Annotated in this window: 16 protein-coding genes, 8 tRNA genes and 1 rRNA gene; all 25 read left to right on the forward strand. The window is 54.9% G+C overall.

Annotation, left to right across the window (positions count from 1 at the left end):
• Window positions 1–127, forward strand: a 23S ribosomal RNA gene (locus KI379_RS20880); the annotation flags it as partial.
• Between the two features lie 109 nt (window positions 128–236).
• A tRNA-Ser gene (locus tag KI379_RS20885) sits at window positions 237–328 on the forward strand.
• Window positions 329–358: 30 nt separating this feature from the next.
• Window positions 359–435: transfer RNA gene (locus KI379_RS20890), tRNA-Met, on the forward strand.
• A 9-nt stretch (window positions 436–444) separates the two neighbouring features.
• Window positions 445–520 (forward strand) — tRNA-Val (locus tag KI379_RS20895).
• A 6-nt stretch (window positions 521–526) separates the two neighbouring features.
• A tRNA-Thr gene (locus KI379_RS20900) sits at window positions 527–602 on the forward strand.
• Window positions 603–613: 11 nt separating this feature from the next.
• Window positions 614–690, forward strand: a tRNA-Asp gene (locus KI379_RS20905).
• Window positions 691–805: 115 nt separating this feature from the next.
• Window positions 806–878 (forward strand) — tRNA-Phe (locus KI379_RS20910).
• An 8-nt stretch (window positions 879–886) separates the two neighbouring features.
• Window positions 887–972: transfer RNA gene (locus tag KI379_RS20915), tRNA-Tyr, on the forward strand.
• Between the two features lie 7 nt (window positions 973–979).
• Window positions 980–1,052 (forward strand) — tRNA-Lys (locus KI379_RS20920).
• 156 nt (window positions 1,053–1,208) lie between these two features.
• The gene (locus KI379_RS20925; RefSeq protein WP_244879392.1) at window positions 1,209–2,351 is read left to right on the forward strand and encodes a PucR family transcriptional regulator; all 1,143 of its coding nucleotides are present in this window, start codon (window positions 1,209–1,211) and stop codon (window positions 2,349–2,351) included.
• 105 nt (window positions 2,352–2,456) lie between these two features.
• The gene (locus KI379_RS20930) at window positions 2,457–3,581 is read left to right on the forward strand and encodes an ABC transporter ATP-binding protein (RefSeq protein ID WP_076173198.1); all 1,125 of its coding nucleotides are present in this window, start codon (window positions 2,457–2,459) and stop codon (window positions 3,579–3,581) included.
• Window positions 3,582–3,768: 187 nt separating this feature from the next.
• Complete coding sequence (gene hprK / locus KI379_RS20935) at window positions 3,769–4,710, forward strand: HPr(Ser) kinase/phosphatase (RefSeq protein WP_212984812.1); 942 nt, start codon at window positions 3,769–3,771, stop codon at window positions 4,708–4,710.
• 12 nt (window positions 4,711–4,722) lie between these two features.
• Window positions 4,723–5,754 carry a prolipoprotein diacylglyceryl transferase gene (gene lgt / locus KI379_RS20940; protein ID WP_089549417.1) on the forward strand — a complete coding sequence of 344 codons (1,032 nt, stop codon included), beginning with the start codon at window positions 4,723–4,725 and terminating at the stop codon, window positions 5,752–5,754.
• A gap of 7 nt (window positions 5,755–5,761) precedes the next feature.
• On the forward strand, window positions 5,762–6,403 hold the full coding sequence (gene ppaX, locus KI379_RS20945; protein ID WP_212984813.1) for a pyrophosphatase PpaX: 642 nt from the start codon (window positions 5,762–5,764) through the stop codon (window positions 6,401–6,403).
• Between the two features lie 7 nt (window positions 6,404–6,410).
• Complete coding sequence (locus KI379_RS20950) at window positions 6,411–6,950, forward strand: acyltransferase (protein ID WP_212984814.1); 540 nt, start codon at window positions 6,411–6,413, stop codon at window positions 6,948–6,950.
• A gap of 205 nt (window positions 6,951–7,155) precedes the next feature.
• Window positions 7,156–8,349 (forward strand): ATP phosphoribosyltransferase regulatory subunit, encoded by a 1,194-nt coding sequence (locus KI379_RS20955; RefSeq protein ID WP_212984815.1) that lies wholly within the window; start codon window positions 7,156–7,158, stop codon window positions 8,347–8,349.
• 77 nt (window positions 8,350–8,426) lie between these two features.
• Entirely contained in the window at window positions 8,427–9,059 is a 633-nt protein-coding gene (hisG, locus tag KI379_RS20960) for an ATP phosphoribosyltransferase (protein ID WP_076173192.1), read from the forward strand.
• Window positions 9,060–9,099: 40 nt separating this feature from the next.
• On the forward strand, window positions 9,100–10,395 hold the full coding sequence (gene hisD, locus KI379_RS20965) for a histidinol dehydrogenase (RefSeq protein ID WP_212984816.1): 1,296 nt from the start codon (window positions 9,100–9,102) through the stop codon (window positions 10,393–10,395).
• Between the two features lie 3 nt (window positions 10,396–10,398).
• Window positions 10,399–11,001, forward strand: a complete 603-nt coding sequence (gene hisB / locus KI379_RS20970) for an imidazoleglycerol-phosphate dehydratase HisB (RefSeq protein ID WP_076173190.1) — start codon at window positions 10,399–10,401, stop codon at window positions 10,999–11,001.
• Window positions 11,002–11,003: 2 nt separating this feature from the next.
• Window positions 11,004–11,624 (forward strand): imidazole glycerol phosphate synthase subunit HisH, encoded by a 621-nt coding sequence (gene hisH / locus KI379_RS20975; RefSeq protein WP_145139247.1) that lies wholly within the window; start codon window positions 11,004–11,006, stop codon window positions 11,622–11,624.
• Window positions 11,625–11,668: 44 nt separating this feature from the next.
• Window positions 11,669–12,409 (forward strand): 1-(5-phosphoribosyl)-5-[(5-phosphoribosylamino)methylideneamino]imidazole-4-carboxamide isomerase, encoded by a 741-nt coding sequence (hisA, locus tag KI379_RS20980; RefSeq protein WP_076173188.1) that lies wholly within the window; start codon window positions 11,669–11,671, stop codon window positions 12,407–12,409.
• A gap of 100 nt (window positions 12,410–12,509) precedes the next feature.
• Window positions 12,510–13,268, forward strand: coding sequence for an imidazole glycerol phosphate synthase subunit HisF (gene hisF / locus KI379_RS20985; RefSeq protein WP_116233108.1), 759 nt, complete (start codon window positions 12,510–12,512; stop codon window positions 13,266–13,268).
• Window positions 13,265–13,966, forward strand: coding sequence for a bifunctional phosphoribosyl-AMP cyclohydrolase/phosphoribosyl-ATP diphosphatase HisIE (gene hisIE, locus KI379_RS20990; RefSeq protein ID WP_212984817.1), 702 nt, complete (start codon window positions 13,265–13,267; stop codon window positions 13,964–13,966). Before hisF ends, hisIE begins: the two co-directional genes overlap by 4 nt.
• 12 nt (window positions 13,967–13,978) lie before the next feature.
• Complete coding sequence (gene hisJ, locus KI379_RS20995) at window positions 13,979–14,803, forward strand: histidinol-phosphatase HisJ (protein WP_212984818.1); 825 nt, start codon at window positions 13,979–13,981, stop codon at window positions 14,801–14,803.
• Window positions 14,804–14,968: 165 nt separating this feature from the next.
• Entirely contained in the window at window positions 14,969–15,916 is a 948-nt protein-coding gene (locus KI379_RS21000; protein WP_076173184.1) for a ribose-phosphate diphosphokinase, read from the forward strand.
• Window positions 15,917–16,161 lie beyond the last annotated feature (245 nt).

Raw genomic sequence — 16,161 nt, forward strand, 5'->3', positions numbered from 1 at the left:
AGCCCCCCTCAAGATGAGATTTCCCAGTATGTAAGACCCCTTGTAGACGACGAGGTAGATAGGTTGGAGGTGGAAGTGCAGCAATGCATGGAGCTGACCAATACTAATCGGTCGAGGGCTTATCCAATAAATATAAAGCGCAGATTCGTTTCGTATCTAGTTTTCAGGGAGTCAAATTCCTGAATGTGTTTTGAAATTACTCTTGGCTATACGTTTTGTATACCGAGGTTATGCTTGGAGAGATACCCAAGTGGCTATAAGGGGACCCTCTGCTAAGGGGTTAGACTGCGTAAGCGGTGCGAGGGTTCGAATCCCTCTCTCTCCGCCATTTGAATCACATCTTAGCAAGTTTTAGTATGGCGGCGTAGCTCAGCTGGCTAGAGCGTACGGTTCATACCCGTGAGGTCGGGGGTTCGATCCCCTCCGCCGCTACCATACATACCTGGAGGCTTAGCTCAGCTGGGAGAGCATCTGCCTTACAAGCAGAGGGTCGGGGGTTCGATCCCCTCAGCCTCCACCATCATATGCCGGTGTAGCTCAATTGGTAGAGCAACTGACTTGTAATCAGTAGGTTGGGGGTTCAAGTCCTCTCGCCGGCACCATCTAATAATGCGGGACCGTGGTGTAGAGGCCTAACATGCCTGCCTGTCACGCAGGAGACCGCGGGTTCGAATCCCGTCGGTCCCGCCATTATTATTTACTTCATCTATATGCTTGATATAGATTGAAGATGATGTATTGCATAGTGAATTTCCACAGCGTAAAGTGGGAAGATTAAGATCACCCGCTTTATTTTTGCATGTATGGCTCGGTAGCTCAGTCGGTAGAGCAGAGGACTGAAAATCCTCGTGTCGGCGGTTCGATTCCGTCCCGAGCCACCTTATATGGAGGCTTAGCGAAGTGGCCAAACGCAGCAGACTGTAAATCTGTTCTCGTACGAGTTCGGTGGTTCGAATCCATCAGCCTCCACCAGTTGTAAGAGCCATTAGCTCAGTTGGTAGAGCACCTGACTTTTAATCAGGGTGTCGAAGGTTCGAGTCCTTCATGGCTCATCACAAAGACCATTAACCTTTCGGTTGATGGTCTTTTTGTTTTCTTTTTGGCTGACGATCTGATGTGCATAAGAAGTGTGGTTTTCGATTTTATATAGGAATATGGTAAGATGATTAATAAAAATGGCAAAGTGGTGGATGACATCAATGGTGGAGATGGAAACATTACGAAGCAAGCTGGAGCAGGTCGTAGGCGGAACGTTACATATCAAGGAGCTGAGCAAACAGCAGTCGGAGGCGGTTTATTTACCCGTTTCGGTATCCAGCAAGGCTTCTTCGAAGAAAGGGAAGCAGACCGAGCATAGAAGTCTCCAGGATGTGGTGATGGTGGAGGACAAGGTTTGGTTCCCGCTGTTTATCAAGAACGGGCGGGTACACGTAATTGAAGCCGGTTCTGAGCTGGTCAATGATGAAGTATCCCGCTTGATCGGTGTACTGCTGTCTGCGGTAAGAGAGCAAACGGGTGATGCTGTGGAAGCCCAGGGCGATGAGGAACGGGATCTCCTGAGACTCAGTCAATGGATTCAAGAGCAGCTCGACCTGGGACACGACGATGCCGAATTGCCTGACGATTTGGAACTAAAACGTCTGCTTTCCGCAGAGATGACTCCCTTTTTGCTGACTTGTGAGAGTATCCATGCCTCCGATGTAAAGGGGAGCCAGCTTAAAAAGCTGCTGCGCAGCTACTTCGATGGAGAGGTGGTGCTTGCTGCTCTCCGCGACAACGAATGGCTCATCTTGGCCAGAAAAGAACTGGTGGCCGGCAGTAATGACGAGAAAGAAGAGGATAACGGCGAATCGGAAACAGACATGCTCTCCGCGTTCTGTATGGGGCTCTATGAGCTGATTGCAAGCGAATGGGTTGGTGCTTTTCATCTATCCGCCGCGCCTTCGTTCATCCCCTTGAAGTCACTGCCAGGCACGGTAGGCATGCTTCGGGAAACCATTTTCTTGGGACGGACGTTTCATGTGTCGGAGCATGTTCACTTCCCATGGGAGCTGCTGCTGGAGCGTTTAATCTACAGCATCCCGATGGAGCAGCGCCGCCGCTTTCTCGAACAAGCAGGGGACCACGGCGTATTGTTCAGCGACAACGAGACCTTGTCGACGTTGGAGACTTTCTTTCAGCTCGACTGTAATGTCAGCGAGACGGCGAAGCGACTATATATTCACCGAAACACCCTTTTATACCGGCTCGATAAGATCAAACAAGAGACCAATCTGGACGTTAGAAGCTTTGGGGACGCGGTTTTGGTGAAGCTGACGATGCTATTGTATAAAGTGACGAAAAGAAAATAGGTTTTTTGTGCAGATTGTGTATAGCCAGTCTGCGAGATGTTGGGTAATATATAACTATCATAATGTATTCGATTTCATAACTATACACTAAGGGGGCAAATTCACATGGCAGGTGTACGTTTAGAGCATATTTTCAAAAAGTATCCGGGTTCTGACAAAGCAACAGTTATGGATATCAACCTTGATATCAAGGATAAGGAGTTTCTGGTGTTGGTAGGTCCTTCCGGTTGCGGTAAATCTACGACGCTTCGTATGATCGCCGGTCTGGAAGAAATCTCTGACGGTAAACTTTACATTGGCGACCGCGTCGTGAACGATGTAGCTCCTAAAGACCGCGATATCGCGATGGTGTTCCAGTCTTACGCTTTGTATCCACACATGAACGTATACCAAAACATGGCCTTTGGTCTGAAGCTGCGTAAAGTGAAAAAGGATGAAATTGATAAACGTGTACGTGAAGCTGCGAAAATCCTCGATATCGAGCATTTGCTGGATCGTAAGCCAAAAGCTCTTTCCGGTGGTCAACGTCAGCGTGTTGCCTTGGGTCGTGCGATCGTGCGTGATCCTCAAGTCTTCCTGATGGACGAACCGCTTTCCAACTTGGACGCTAAACTTCGTGGTCAGATGCGTGCGGAAATCACGAAACTGGTGAAACGCCTTGAAACCACTTGTATCTACGTAACACATGACCAGACGGAAGCCATGACGATGGGTGACCGTATCGTGGTTATGCAGGACGGCATTATTCAACAAGCCGCTTCTCCGGAAGAGCTGTACAACAATCCAAACAACCTTTTTGTTGCCGGCTTTATCGGATCGCCTACCATGAACTTTATTAACGGAACACTCAGCGAGTCCAACGGTTCTGTACGCTTCAAATCCCAAGGACTTGACGTAGAAGTTCCAGGCGGTAAAGCGCAAATCCTCAAGAGCAAAGGCTACATCGGCAAAGAAGTGATCATGGGCGTTCGTCCGGAAGATATTCATGAAGAGCCTGTATTCCTGGAAGCATCTCCGAATACGATCTTCACGGCCCATGTAGACGTAACAGAAAACCTTGGTCACGAAATGCTCCTCTACCTGAGCGGATTGGGTAACGACACCGTTATCGCCCGTGTAGACGGACGTTCTACGACTCGTGAAGGCAACAGCGCTCGTTTGGCTGTCGACATGAACAAAATTCATATCTTCGACAAAGAGTCTGAGCTGAACGTATTGTTGGCTGACTAATTCCAGGCGGAATGCCTGAAGATGAAGAGCCGCCCTTTCGGGCGGCTCTTTTGTATTTGGAGCGAATAGGCGGCTGACATTGCATTCATGGGAAATATCATTTACGATGGGTACATTAGAAAATTCATGGTTTGACCGGCGGCAGTCGGCTGACAGAAGAGCCAGCTGATAGAAAGGGAGACGTGAAATGGCTAAGAAAGTAAGAGTATCTGAATTGGTCCAGCAATTTCAGCTGGAGGTCATTTCAGGGGAACACGGCCTAAGACGGGCCATCACGACAGACGATTTAAACAGACCGGGTCTGGAAATGGCAGGTTATTTTGAATATCATCCTGAGGAACGGGTGCAGCTGCTGGGACGAACGGAGCTGGCCTTTTTTGCCATGCTTACGGCAGAAGAACGGAAAGAACGGATGGAGCGCCTGTGCAGCAGCGAGGAGACGCCTTGTATTGTTGTCACGAGAGGGCTGGATGTGCCCGAGGAATTGATCCATTTTAGCCAGGAAAAGAACCTGCCCATCCTGCGGAGCAATATGGCGACGACCATCCTGTCCAGCCGGATTACCGGCTTTCTGGAGAGAAAGCTGGCGCCGACCACTACCATTCATGGCGTATTGTGCGACGTCTATGGGGTAGGCATGCTGATTACCGGCAGCAGCGGCATCGGCAAGAGTGAAACCGCACTGGAATTGGTCAAACGGGGCCACCGGCTGATCGCTGATGATGCGGTGGAAATCCGGCAGACCTCGGACTTTCAGCTGCACGGATCGGCTCCTGAGCTGATTCGCCATCTGCTGGAGATCCGTGGCGTCGGGATCATCAACGTCATGACCTTGTTCGGAGCCGGAGCAATCCGGAACAACAAACGAATTACGCTTGTCGTCAAGCTTGAGGCCTGGCAGCAGGATAAACAGTACGACCGGCTCGGACTGGATGAAGAAACGACCAAAATCATCGATACCGACATTCCTCTCGTGACTATTCCGGTACGTCCGGGACGTAACCTTGCGGTCATCATCGAAGTGGCGGCCATGAATTACCGGCTGAAGCAAATGGGTCTGAATGCGGCCCTGCAGTTTACGAATAAGCTCACAGCCACCATTGCAGAAGATATGGACGATATGGACTAGGAGAGTGGATACATGGCTACATTGCTAATTAATCCGATCGCTTTCTCGATTGGATCCCTGTCGGTTCACTGGTACGGTCTGATCCTGGGCTTGGGGGCGCTGGTTGGCCTCCTCCTGGCCATCCGGGAAGGCAGAAGATTCGGCATTATGCCTGAATTTTTCATGGACTTGCTGCTGCTGGGAGTACCGTCGGCTATTATCGGGGCACGGATCTATTTCGTGGCCTTCATGTGGGACGATTACAAGAACAACCTGCTGGACATTTTTAAAATATGGAACGGCGGGATTGCCATTTACGGTGCGCTGATCGGAGCGATCATTTGCGCCATCATCTATTTCCGTTACAGAGGGTACAACTTCTGGCGCATTGCCGACATTTGTGCACCCAGCCTGCTTACGGGGCAAATGATCGGTCGCTGGGGCAACTATGTGAACCAGGAAGCGTACGGCGGTCCGGTGAATGAGTTTTTCCTGCGGAACAATCTGCATTTGCCTGCTTTTATCGTAGACCAAATGAACGTCGAGGGCGTATACCACCATCCGACCTTCCTGTACGAATCGTTATGGAGCTTGGTGGGCATCATCATTTTGTTTATTCTCCGTCGTCAAAAGTTTTTGCGCGCGGCTGAATTGTTCCTTTCTTATTTTATTTGGTACTCGATCGGGCGGTTCTTTATCGAAGGACTGCGGACGGACAGCCTTGCTTTTAAGGGTCCGGAATGGCTGGCATCGATGGTTAACGGTTTGTGGAAACCGATGGAGTGGATGGGATTCGAGCACGGTGCGCTTGACCCGAACTACGGAAATGTCCGCATTTCCCAGCTCCTGGCCATCCTGATTATCGTCGTCGCCATTGTATTGATCATTGTGCGCCGTACAACCGGTCAGGCGAAGGAGCATTATCTGGATCCGATCGTCTCGACGAAAGCGCCGAAAGATACGGTGCCGGAAGCAACCGCGCTGGATCATGATGCTAAAGTAGAACCCGTTGCTACCCCTGAGCACCGCGAGGAGAACGCCGTAGTGGAGGACAAAAAGGAGTAACGACAGCATGATAGATACCGTACTGTTTGATTTGGACGGAACGATTATTGATACGAATGAATTGATTATCAGCTCGTTTATGCATGTACTGGAGAAGCATGTGCCGACTCCCCTGACCCGGGAAGTGATCATTCCAAAAATGGGGATGACGCTGGAGCAGCAGCTCCAGTTTTTCTCGGGGAGCGAGGATGTGACCCATTTTCACCAGGCTTACAGAACGTATAACGACGCTCATCACGACGAGATGGTACAGCCTTTTCCGCATGTGCTGGAGGTAATCAAGGAACTGGACCGGCGCGGCATTACGATGGGGGTTGTGACCACCAAAAACAAGCCAGGGACGTTCCGGGTGCTGGAGATGTTTGGGCTGGACAAGTATATGAAGGCGATTGTAACGGTGATGGACGTCGAGCATCCCAAACCGCATCCGGAGCCTGTGCTGATGGCCATCAGCCAGCTTGGAGCGGATCCGGCAGCAACGTTGATGGTCGGGGACAGCCCGGTGGATATTCAATCCGCCAAGGCGGCAGGCGCCCTGTCTGCAGGGGTCGCTTGGTCGCTGAAAGGCGAGAAGGTGCTCCGCGAGTATAATCCGGATTACATACTGCATGATATGACCGATTTATATTCCTTGGTGGAACAGGAGTAAGGCGATTGTGAGCAGAAACGTGACCCGTTACCCGGTCGAAGGCCCGAACGCGCTGTGGCAAATCTATAGAACGGTCAGCCCTTGGAAAGGGGTTAAAAATTTCATATGTATACAGGCGGCCCGGTACTGCCCGATTCTTCCGCTAAAGAATTGGATCTACCGTCACCTGCTGGGGATGAAGGTGGGAGAGCATGCCGCCTTCGGTCTGATGGTCATGGTGGACGTGTTTTTTCCGGAGAACATTACGATCGGGGACAATTCGGTGATCGGGTACAACACGACGATTCTCGCCCACGAATATCTGATTAAGGAATACCGGCTGGGACAAGTCCTGATCGGCAGCAATGTGCTGATCGGAGCAAATACGACCATTTTGCCGGGAGTCACGATTGGGGACGGCGCTGTCATTGCCGCCGGGTCCGTCGTGCACAAGAGCGTGCCGGCGGGTGCCTTTGTCGGCGGAAACCCGCTGCGCGAGCTGAGACGTTCGGATTCGAAAACGGAGGAGGAGGCGCATTCCTCGCCCGTGCCGGCATCGGATGAATAAAGGCAGCGCCGCACATACGAAAACATTCAAAAGCTTGGATTTTGAATGTTTTTTTTGTATCAAGCCGAGGCAAGTGCACGGAAGTGAAACGTATGGCAATTGACGAATCTGCCTTTTCATGTTAATATAGCCATTATTCTTTACTTTGGTAGTATGGTAGCACTTTAACGCGATGAAGAAATATAACTGTTCGAGGTGATGGAACGTGACCAAGCCGAAAGGTTTTGAAAAGCCTTCAGGCGTCCGCGATTATGTGCCTTATGCGGTCTCCAAGCTGCGCCGGATCGAGCGCGACGTGCTTGACTGCATGAGCCGCTGGGGTTACCGGCAAATCATGACGCCGACGATGGAATATTACGATACGGTAGGCGTGGCAAGCTCCACGTCGGACCGCAAGCTGTTTAAATTGTTGAATAACCGGGGCACCACACTGGTGCTTCGTTCGGATATGACGGCTCCGATCGCCCGGGTGGTCTCGTCGCTGCTGAAGGAAGAGCCTCTGCCCATTCGGCTGTCTTACCACGCGAACGTGTTCCGGGCCATTGAGGAAGAAGCCGGACGGGAAGCGGAATTTTTTCAGACCGGCGTCGAGCTCGTCGGTGACGATTCACCCGAAGCGGATGCCGAGGTCGTGGCGCTGGCCATCGAATCTTTGAAGGCGGCAGGAGTGTCCTCTTTTAAAATTGCCATGGGCCACGTCGGGTTTCTCAACGGGTTGTTTGATGAAATCCTCCCGGGATCAACCGAAGCTCAGCAATCACTTAAAGAGGGCCTGCTCAGCCGCGACTTCGTCGGTTTCCGTAAAACGATCAGCGAGCTGGGTGTAACGGATGAACAGCGGAATTGGCTAGAAGGGCTTCTCCGTCTGCGCGGAGGCCAGGAAATTTGCGATCAGGCGCTGGAGCTGAGCGGTCATCCGCTCGCAAGAGCATCCATCAGCCATTTGTGCAAAGTATGGGAGGTGCTGGAGGCGTACGGCGTGTCGGAGCACGTGCTTATCGATCTGACGATGATCGGAGACTTTTCCTACTATACAGGAATGACGTTTGAAGGCTATGCCTCCGAGCTTGGCTTCCCGGTCTGCAGCGGCGGACGGTACAACAATCTGCTGAAGCAGTTTGGACGGGATGTTCCGGCGACGGGATTCGCGCTGAAAACGAACCGTATTCTGGATGGCGTCAACGGCGAGCAGGAAGCGGCTGTGCTGCCTGTTCTCGTTCGTTATGACGCAGCTCATCGCAAGGAAGGCCTGGCGGAGGCGGCGAGGCTTCGTGCGCAGGGACAATCGGTTGTTACGCTGTTGATCGACGGGGATCATACCGGCCCGGATGCGGCGCAACCAGGGGCGACCAGCCAAGCTTATGGAGAGGTTATCACTTTTGGCGGGAGTTTGGGGTAAAGGGAACCTGGGGCAGGTTTAGAGAAACATAAACAGCGAATTGAGATAGATGAACATGAGAAGCAGGAGGGAGAACGTTGGCAGAAACTTTAAAAGTGGCGATGCCGAAAGGGCGGATCTATAAAAAAGCGTCGGCATTGTTCCGTGAAGCCGGTCTTCCGATCCCGGAAGAGGTCGATGAGTCGCGCAAACTGGTCATTCCGCTGCCGGAGCTGGACATGGAATTCATTCTGGCCAAACCGGTGGATGTGCCGACCTTCGTGGAATACGGCGCCGCGGACATCGGCATCGTCGGCAAGGATGTACTGATGGAAGAAAACCGCGATGTCTACGAGCTGCTGGACTTAGGTATCGCCAGATGCCGGATGTCCGTGATCGGTCTGCCCGACTGGAAGCCGGGCATTCAGCAGCGCGTAGCAACGAAGTACCCGAACGTGGCGTCGCAGTATTTCCGCGAGCAGGGGCAGCAGGTCGAGGTGATCAAGCTGAACGGTTCCATCGAGCTTGCGCCGTTGATCGGGCTTTCCGACCGGATCGTCGATATGGTGGAAACCGGTCAGACTCTCCGGGAAAACGGTTTGGTGGAAATGAACAGCATCTTTGAAATAACGAGCCGTCTGGTGGCCAACCGGGTGAGCTACCGGATGAAGAACGGGCAAATCCAGTCGCTCTGCGACCGGCTTCAGAAAGTGATTTCCGCTTCGGAATAGTTCGGGAGATGGCGAAGAGATAGCAGAGGGGGAGAATGGGATGAAAATCGTACCGGTTGAGGATTTTGATCTGCGGCGGGAGGTCGAGTACGGCACGCCGGAGCAAAATGCAGCCGCCAAACGGATCGTGCAGGACGTAAAGCAGGAGGGCGATGCAGCGCTGCTCCGGTACACGGAAGAGCTCGACCGCACGAAGCTGACGGCATCGGGCCTGCGCGTGACCGAAGAGGAGCTGAAGGCGGCCTACACAAAGGTTGAGCCATCGTTCGTCGAAGCGATTTCGGCTGCGGCGCGCAACATTCGCGCGTTCCACGAGAGAGAGAAAAGAAACTCCTGGATGGATCTGCAGCCTGACGGCAGCATCTTGGGGCAAATCATCCGTCCGCTGAAGCGGGTCGGCGTCTATGTGCCGGGCGGGAAAGCGGCCTATCCGTCGTCCGTGCTGATGAATGTCATTCCGGCCCAGGTGGCGGGCGTTCCGGAGATCGTCATGGTGACACCGCCGGCGACGGGCGGAAAAGAGGGCATCAACCCGTACATTCTGGTGGCGGCCGCGGAAGCCGGCGTCCATGAAATTTACCGGGTTGGCGGCGCCCAGGCCATCGCGGCACTGGCGTACGGCACGGAGACGATCGCGCCGGTGGATAAGATCTGCGGGCCGGGCAATATTTATGTCGCGCTGGCCAAGCGGGAAGTGTACGGTGCGGTCGACATCGACAGCATCGCCGGGCCGAGCGAAATCGTCGTGCTGGCCGACGAGCAGGCCGACCCCGAATTCGTGGCGGCCGACCTGTTGTCCCAGGCCGAGCATGACGAGATGGCGTCCGCGATTCTGGTGACGCCTTCGCGGCAGCTGGCGGACGCGGTCGCTGCCGAGGTGAAGCGGCAGCTGGAGAGCCTGCCCCGCCGGGATATCGCCGCGGCTTCGGTGGAGGGCTACGGAGCCATCATCGTGGTGGAGACGCTGAAGGAGGGCATATCGGTCGTCAACCGGCTGGCGCCGGAGCACCTGGAGCTGATGGTCCAGGATCCGATGGCGATTGTCGGGCTGATCGAGAATGCCGGGGCAATTTTTCTCGGAGCATACAGCTCCGAGCCGGTAGGGGACTATTTTGCCGGGCCCAACCACATCATTCCGACAAACGGCACGGCCCGGTTTTCTTCGCCGGTCGATGTCGATGATTTTATTAAAAAGTCCAGCATGATCTACTACAGCAAGGAAGCGCTCCTGAAAAACGGCGAAGCGATTATGGAGCTGGCGCGCGGCGAGGGGCTGGAAGCGCATGCCCGGGCCATTGAGGTCCGGCTGAAACGCGAAATCGAAAGGAGAGACTAGAACATGACTAATCAAAGCAGCGAACGCCGTGCAAGCATCAGCCGCAAAACGAACGAGACCGACATTCAGCTGACGTTTGGCGTAGATGGCACCGGGGTATCCGAACTGGAAACGGATGTGCCTTTTCTGAACCATATGCTGGACCTGTTTACGAAGCACGGCCAGTTTGATTTGAAAGTGAAGGCCAAAGGCGATATCGAAATTGACGACCACCATACGGTGGAGGACATCGGCATCTGCCTCGGCCATACATTAAGGGAAGCGCTCGGCGATAAAAAGGGCATCAAGCGCTACGCGAACGTGTTTATTCCAATGGATGAGGCGCTAGCTCAGGTCGTGATCGACGTGAGCAATCGTCCCCATTTTGAATACCGGGCGGAGTATCCTTCCAGCCAAGTCGGAAGCTTCTCCACCGAAATGGTGCATGAGTTTCTGTGGAAGCTGGCGCTGGAGGCACGCATCACGCTGCATGTCATCGTTCATTACGGCCAGAACACGCACCATATGATCGAAGCGGTGTTCAAGGCGCTGGGGCGTGCGCTGGATGAGGCGACCAGTATCGATCCACGGGTTACGGGGGTTCCATCAACGAAGGGAGTGCTGTAACCGTGACGATCGCCATTGTGGATTACGGCATGGGCAACCTGCACAGCGTCAGCAAGGCCGTCGAACGTCTTGGCACCGAGGCGCTTGTGACGGGCGACCGCGAAGCCATTCTTGGGGCTGACGGCGTCATCCTGCCCGGCGTTGGCGCGTTTGGCGACGCGATGGAGCACCTGCGCGAAACCGGGCTTGACCGGGTAGTTCGGGAGGCCGCTGAGGGCGGCAAGCCGCTGCTCGGCATCTGCCTCGGCATGCAGCTGCTGTTTGGCAGCAGCGAGGAGCATGGCCATCACGAAGGGCTCAACATCTTGCCGGGTCGGGTGGTCCGCTTCCCGGACGGGGAGCTGAAGGTGCCGCACATGGGCTGGAACCGGCTGGAGTTTGTGCAAAAGGAAAGCCCGCTCTTCAGCGGCCTTACGGAGGGCCATGTGTACTTCGTCCACTCGTACCATGTGCTGCCGGACGAACCCGCCGATTTGCTGGCGGTAACGGATTACGGCCGTCCGGTGACCGCGATCGTGGGCCGGGGGTCGGTGTATGGCATGCAGTTTCATCCGGAGAAAAGCGGTGAGCTGGGCGTGCAGCTGCTGCGCAGCTTTTTGCGGCTGACGGGAGCGAAGGTCTAACGCCTTCTTGACCGGCGTTGAATAACAGGAAAGCGGGGAAAACGATGTCTTCATTTATCATTTATCCGGCCATCGATATTCGCGGAGGCAAGTGCGTACGGCTGGTTCAAGGGGATTACAATCAGGAAACGGTATATAACGACAGCCCGCTCGAGGCCGCCAAGGCTTGGGAAGCACAGGGCGGTGCCTATATTCATTTGGTGGATCTGGACGGCGCCAAGGCAGGACGCCCGGTGAACGACGAGGTCATTGGAGCCATTGCCAAAGGCGTTCAGGTCCCCGTTCAAGTGGGGGGCGGACTGCGCACCCTGGATGACGTGAAGCGCCTGCTGGGCCTTGGCGTGAGCCGTGTCATTATCGGCACGGCGGCGATCGAGGACCGCGCCTTTACTGAGGCGGTGCTCGGCACTTATGGAGACCGCGTGGCAATCGGAATCGATGCGCGGAACGGCTATGTGGCGACCCGCGGCTGGCTGGAGACATCGGAGGTTAAGGCAGAGGAACTGGCTAAAGAGCTGGCGGCCAAAGGAGCGGAAACGTTCATCTTCACCGATATCTCCCGCGACGGCATGATGCAGGGGCCGAACATCGAGGCTATCGTGTCGCTGGCCAAAGCCAGCGGACGCACCGTGATCGCTTCGGGCGGCGTGACGGTCACCGAGGACCTGCTGAACCTCAGCGGACACCGCGGCGACGGCGTGGGCGGAGCTATCGTCGGAAAGGCGTTGTACACGGGCAGCATTCAGCTTGCGGATGCGCTGCGGCGAATCGCTGAACAAGCATAAGTGTGAGGATAGAGAGAGCGGAAGCTCTCTTTTGCAGATATAAAGGGGTAAACGGTAGTCAGACTACCATGTGAGCACGAAATGAGAGGGAGCGAGGCCCATGCTGGCAAAACGAATCATTCCCTGCCTGGACGTTAAGGACGGCCGTGTGGTGAAGGGTGTTAATTTTGAAAATTTGCGGGACGCGGGCGATCCGGTGGAACTCGCGGCGCTGTACGACAAGGAAGGCGCGGATGAGCTGGTATTCCTGGACATTTCGGCGTCGGTGGAAGGACGCGCCACCATGGTGGAGGTCGTGCGGCAAACCGCAGGGGAAATCGCGATTCCGTTCACGGTAGGCGGCGGTATTTCCCATGTCGATGACATGAAGCGGATTCTGCGCGCAGGCGCGGACAAAATCGGCATCAACACGGCGGCCGTCCTGAATCCCCAGCTCGTATCTGAAGGGGCGCGCCGGTTCGGCTCACAGTGTATCGTCGTGGCTGTAGACGCCAAGTATAACGAGGCTTGGGGCGAGTGGGAGGTCTACACGCACGGCGGACGGAAAGCCACGGGCATCCGGGCGCTGAACTGGGTGAAGGAAGCGGAAGCCCTCGGAGCGGGAGAGATTTTGCTGACGAGCATGGACGCTGACGGCACGAAGGACGGCTTTGACCTTCCTCTCACCGCGGCGGTCGCGGACGCTGTCCGGATTCCGGTGATCGCTTCAGGCGGAGCGGGGACGAAGGAGCATTTTGCCGAAGTCTTCACGCAGGGGAAGGCGGATGCGGGCTTGGCAGCTACCATTTTTCACTATAAGGAAATATCGATACCGGAATTAAAGCAGGACTTAAAGCAAAAAGGGGTTGAAATCCGATGAGCAGCAACATACAGCAATTCTCCCTGGAGCAGGTGCAGGGGCAAATCCGTTATGACGAGGCCGGCCTCGTACCCGCTATTATTCAGGACGCCACGACGCGTAATGTGCTGATGATGGCTTATATGAACGAAGAATCGCTCAAGCGGTCGATCGAAACCGGGGAGACCTGGTTCTGGAGCCGCTCGCGGCAGGAGCTGTGGAACAAGGGAGCGACATCGGGCAACACTCAGCGCATTGTGTCCGCCAGCTATGACTGCGACGGGGATACGCTGCTGTTCCTGGTCCATCCGAAGGGTCCGGCATGCCATACCGGCGAGGAAACGTGCTTTTATCGCGGCATTGCCGTTCCGGGACAGGAGCAATCGGCCGAAGGGGTCGGTGCGGCGGGCGAAGGAAGACACCGCTTTGCGGTGCTGGAGGAGCTCGAGCAGGTGATCGCGGAACGCGAGAAGGAGCGTCCGGAAGGCGCGTATACGACCTATCTTTTTGACAAAGGCGTCGATAAAATTCTGAAAAAGGTCGGCGAGGAGACCGCCGAGACGATCATCGCGGCCAAAAACAAGGACAACGACGAGCTGCGCCTTGAGGTCAGCGACCTGATCTATCACCTTCTGGTGCTGCTGCAGGAACGCAAGCTGCCCCTGGATGATATCATGGCCGAGCTGGACCGCCGCCACGAGCGTCCCCGCCGGGATTAGGGGGAAACCGCTATGTACATCGATTACCATACCCACCATGTCCGGTGCGGCCACGCCGTAGGCGAGCTTGAGGAATATGTGCGCCGCGCGGTTGACATCGGGCTGGGACAGATCGGTTTGTCCGACCATATGCCGCTGCTTCATGTGGACCCGGCTTCGTATTACCCGGAGATGGCGATGCCGATGGAGGAGCTTCCGCGATATGTGGAGGAGTGCCTGTCGTTGAAGGAGCGCTACCGCGGCCAAATCGACATTCGGGTCGGCCTGGAGGGCGACTACATCGAGGGCTATGAGGCGGAAATTGAGAAGATCGTAAACGCATACCCTTGGGATTACATTATTGGCTCGGTACACTTTTTGGGCGAATGGGACATTACGGACCACCGTCAGGTGCAAGGCTGGGAAGGCAAGGATGTCCTGAAGGTATACGAAACGTATTATGATGCGGTGAAAAAGGCGGCTGCCACCGGCTTTTACGACATTATGGGCCATCTGGACGTGATCAAGCGGTTCGGGTACCAGCCAGGCCCCGAGGCTGCGAGCGAAGTAGAAGCGCTGGAAAACGCCGCCCTTGCCGCTGTCGCGGCCAGCGGGGTAGCAATGGAGCTGAATGCGTCGGGATTGTCCAAGCCCTGCGCGGAAATGTTCCCGTCTCGGCGCATGCTGGAGGAGGCATACCGGCTGGGCATTCCGCTCACGGTGGGCTCAGACGCTCATGATCCGCTCAAGCTGGGCGAGAATTTGGAAGCCGCCCGGAACATGCTCTGGGAGGTTGGCTTCCGCGAACTCGTTGTTTTCGAAGGGCGGAAGAGCAGCCGGATTCCGCTGGAGGTATAAGCAGGCTTGTAAGTGTACGGTTTGCTGCAGGCTCAGGGCCGTCTGAAGTGGCGCCGATGACAAGGACGGAAACATTTTTTCCGCCGGACTCATCGGCGCGATTTCATTCCGGGAGCGAACCGATGTATAATCTAAGTATAGAAGACGGGTTATCAGGAGGGTCGTATGCAACATAAGCTGCGTATTTTTTCCGGATCATCGAATCCTGTTCTAACTGAAAAAATTTGCGACATGCTGGGTGCGGAGCTGGGCAGCGTTAAGCTTTCCCGTTTCAAAAGCGGGGAAATCTATGTGAACTATGAGGAAAGCATCCGCAACTGCGACGTCTTCCTCGTTCAGTCCCTGTCTCACCCCATTAATGAACTGTTCGTCGAGCTGCTGGTCATGATTGACGCGGCCAAGCGGGCTTCGGCCCGTACGGTGAACATTATCGTTCCTTATTACGGGTATGCCCGCCAGGAACGCAAGTCCGCACCGCGTGAACCGATTACGGCCAAAATGGTGGCGGACGTGCTGACGACGGCCGGGGCGAACCGGGTCATTACTGTTGATTTGCATGCACCTGCTATTCAGGGTTTTTTTAATATTCCCGTCGACCATCTCACGGCGCTGGACCTCATCAGCGCTCATTTGAAATCGCTTCAAATCGACCGGCCGGTCATCGTGTCGCCGGACGCCGGAAGGGCGTCCACCGCGGAGAAGCTGGCGAATCACCTCGATTCTCCGTTTGCGATCATGATCAAGAAGAGACCTGCGCATAACGAGTCTGTCATTACGCATGTCATCGGCGATGTGAAGGGACGGACGCCGATCATCATCGAGGACTTGATCGATACGGGATCGACGATCGTCAATGTGGTCGAGGGCCTGAAGGAGCGCGGGGCGTCCGAGGCGATTGTATGCGCCACGCACGGCCTGTTCTCGGGCGACGCGCTGCAGCGGCTCGATCATCCCCATATCCGGGAGATCGTGGTGACGGATTCGATCGCCATCCCGGAAGCGCGGCCGGAGAAGCTGCACATCTTGACGATTGCGCCGATGCTGGCGCGGGCTACACGGATTATTATCGAGGGCGGGTCGATCGCCACTTTATTCAAGGACGCCGGGGTATAGCTGCCCCGGGGTCTTTTTGCGCTTACGCGGGAGATGGACGCGGTCTGTCTTCAATGAATTTACGTCGATGTACATTTTTCTTTAGATATAAGAAAGGATTAGCTACGAAGAAACGGGCTCCCTTATATCGCAAGAGAAATTTCCGCTAAACGCGGTCTGGCTTCCTTGAATAAAGCTCGATTGTAGATTTCTCTTTAGATATAAGAAAGTTTAAGCTTCAAAGATGCTGGCCCCCTTATATCGCA

The organism is Paenibacillus cineris (assembly GCF_018333335.1).
GTDB lineage: Bacteria > Bacillota > Bacilli > Paenibacillales > Paenibacillaceae > Paenibacillus_AQ > Paenibacillus_AQ favisporus.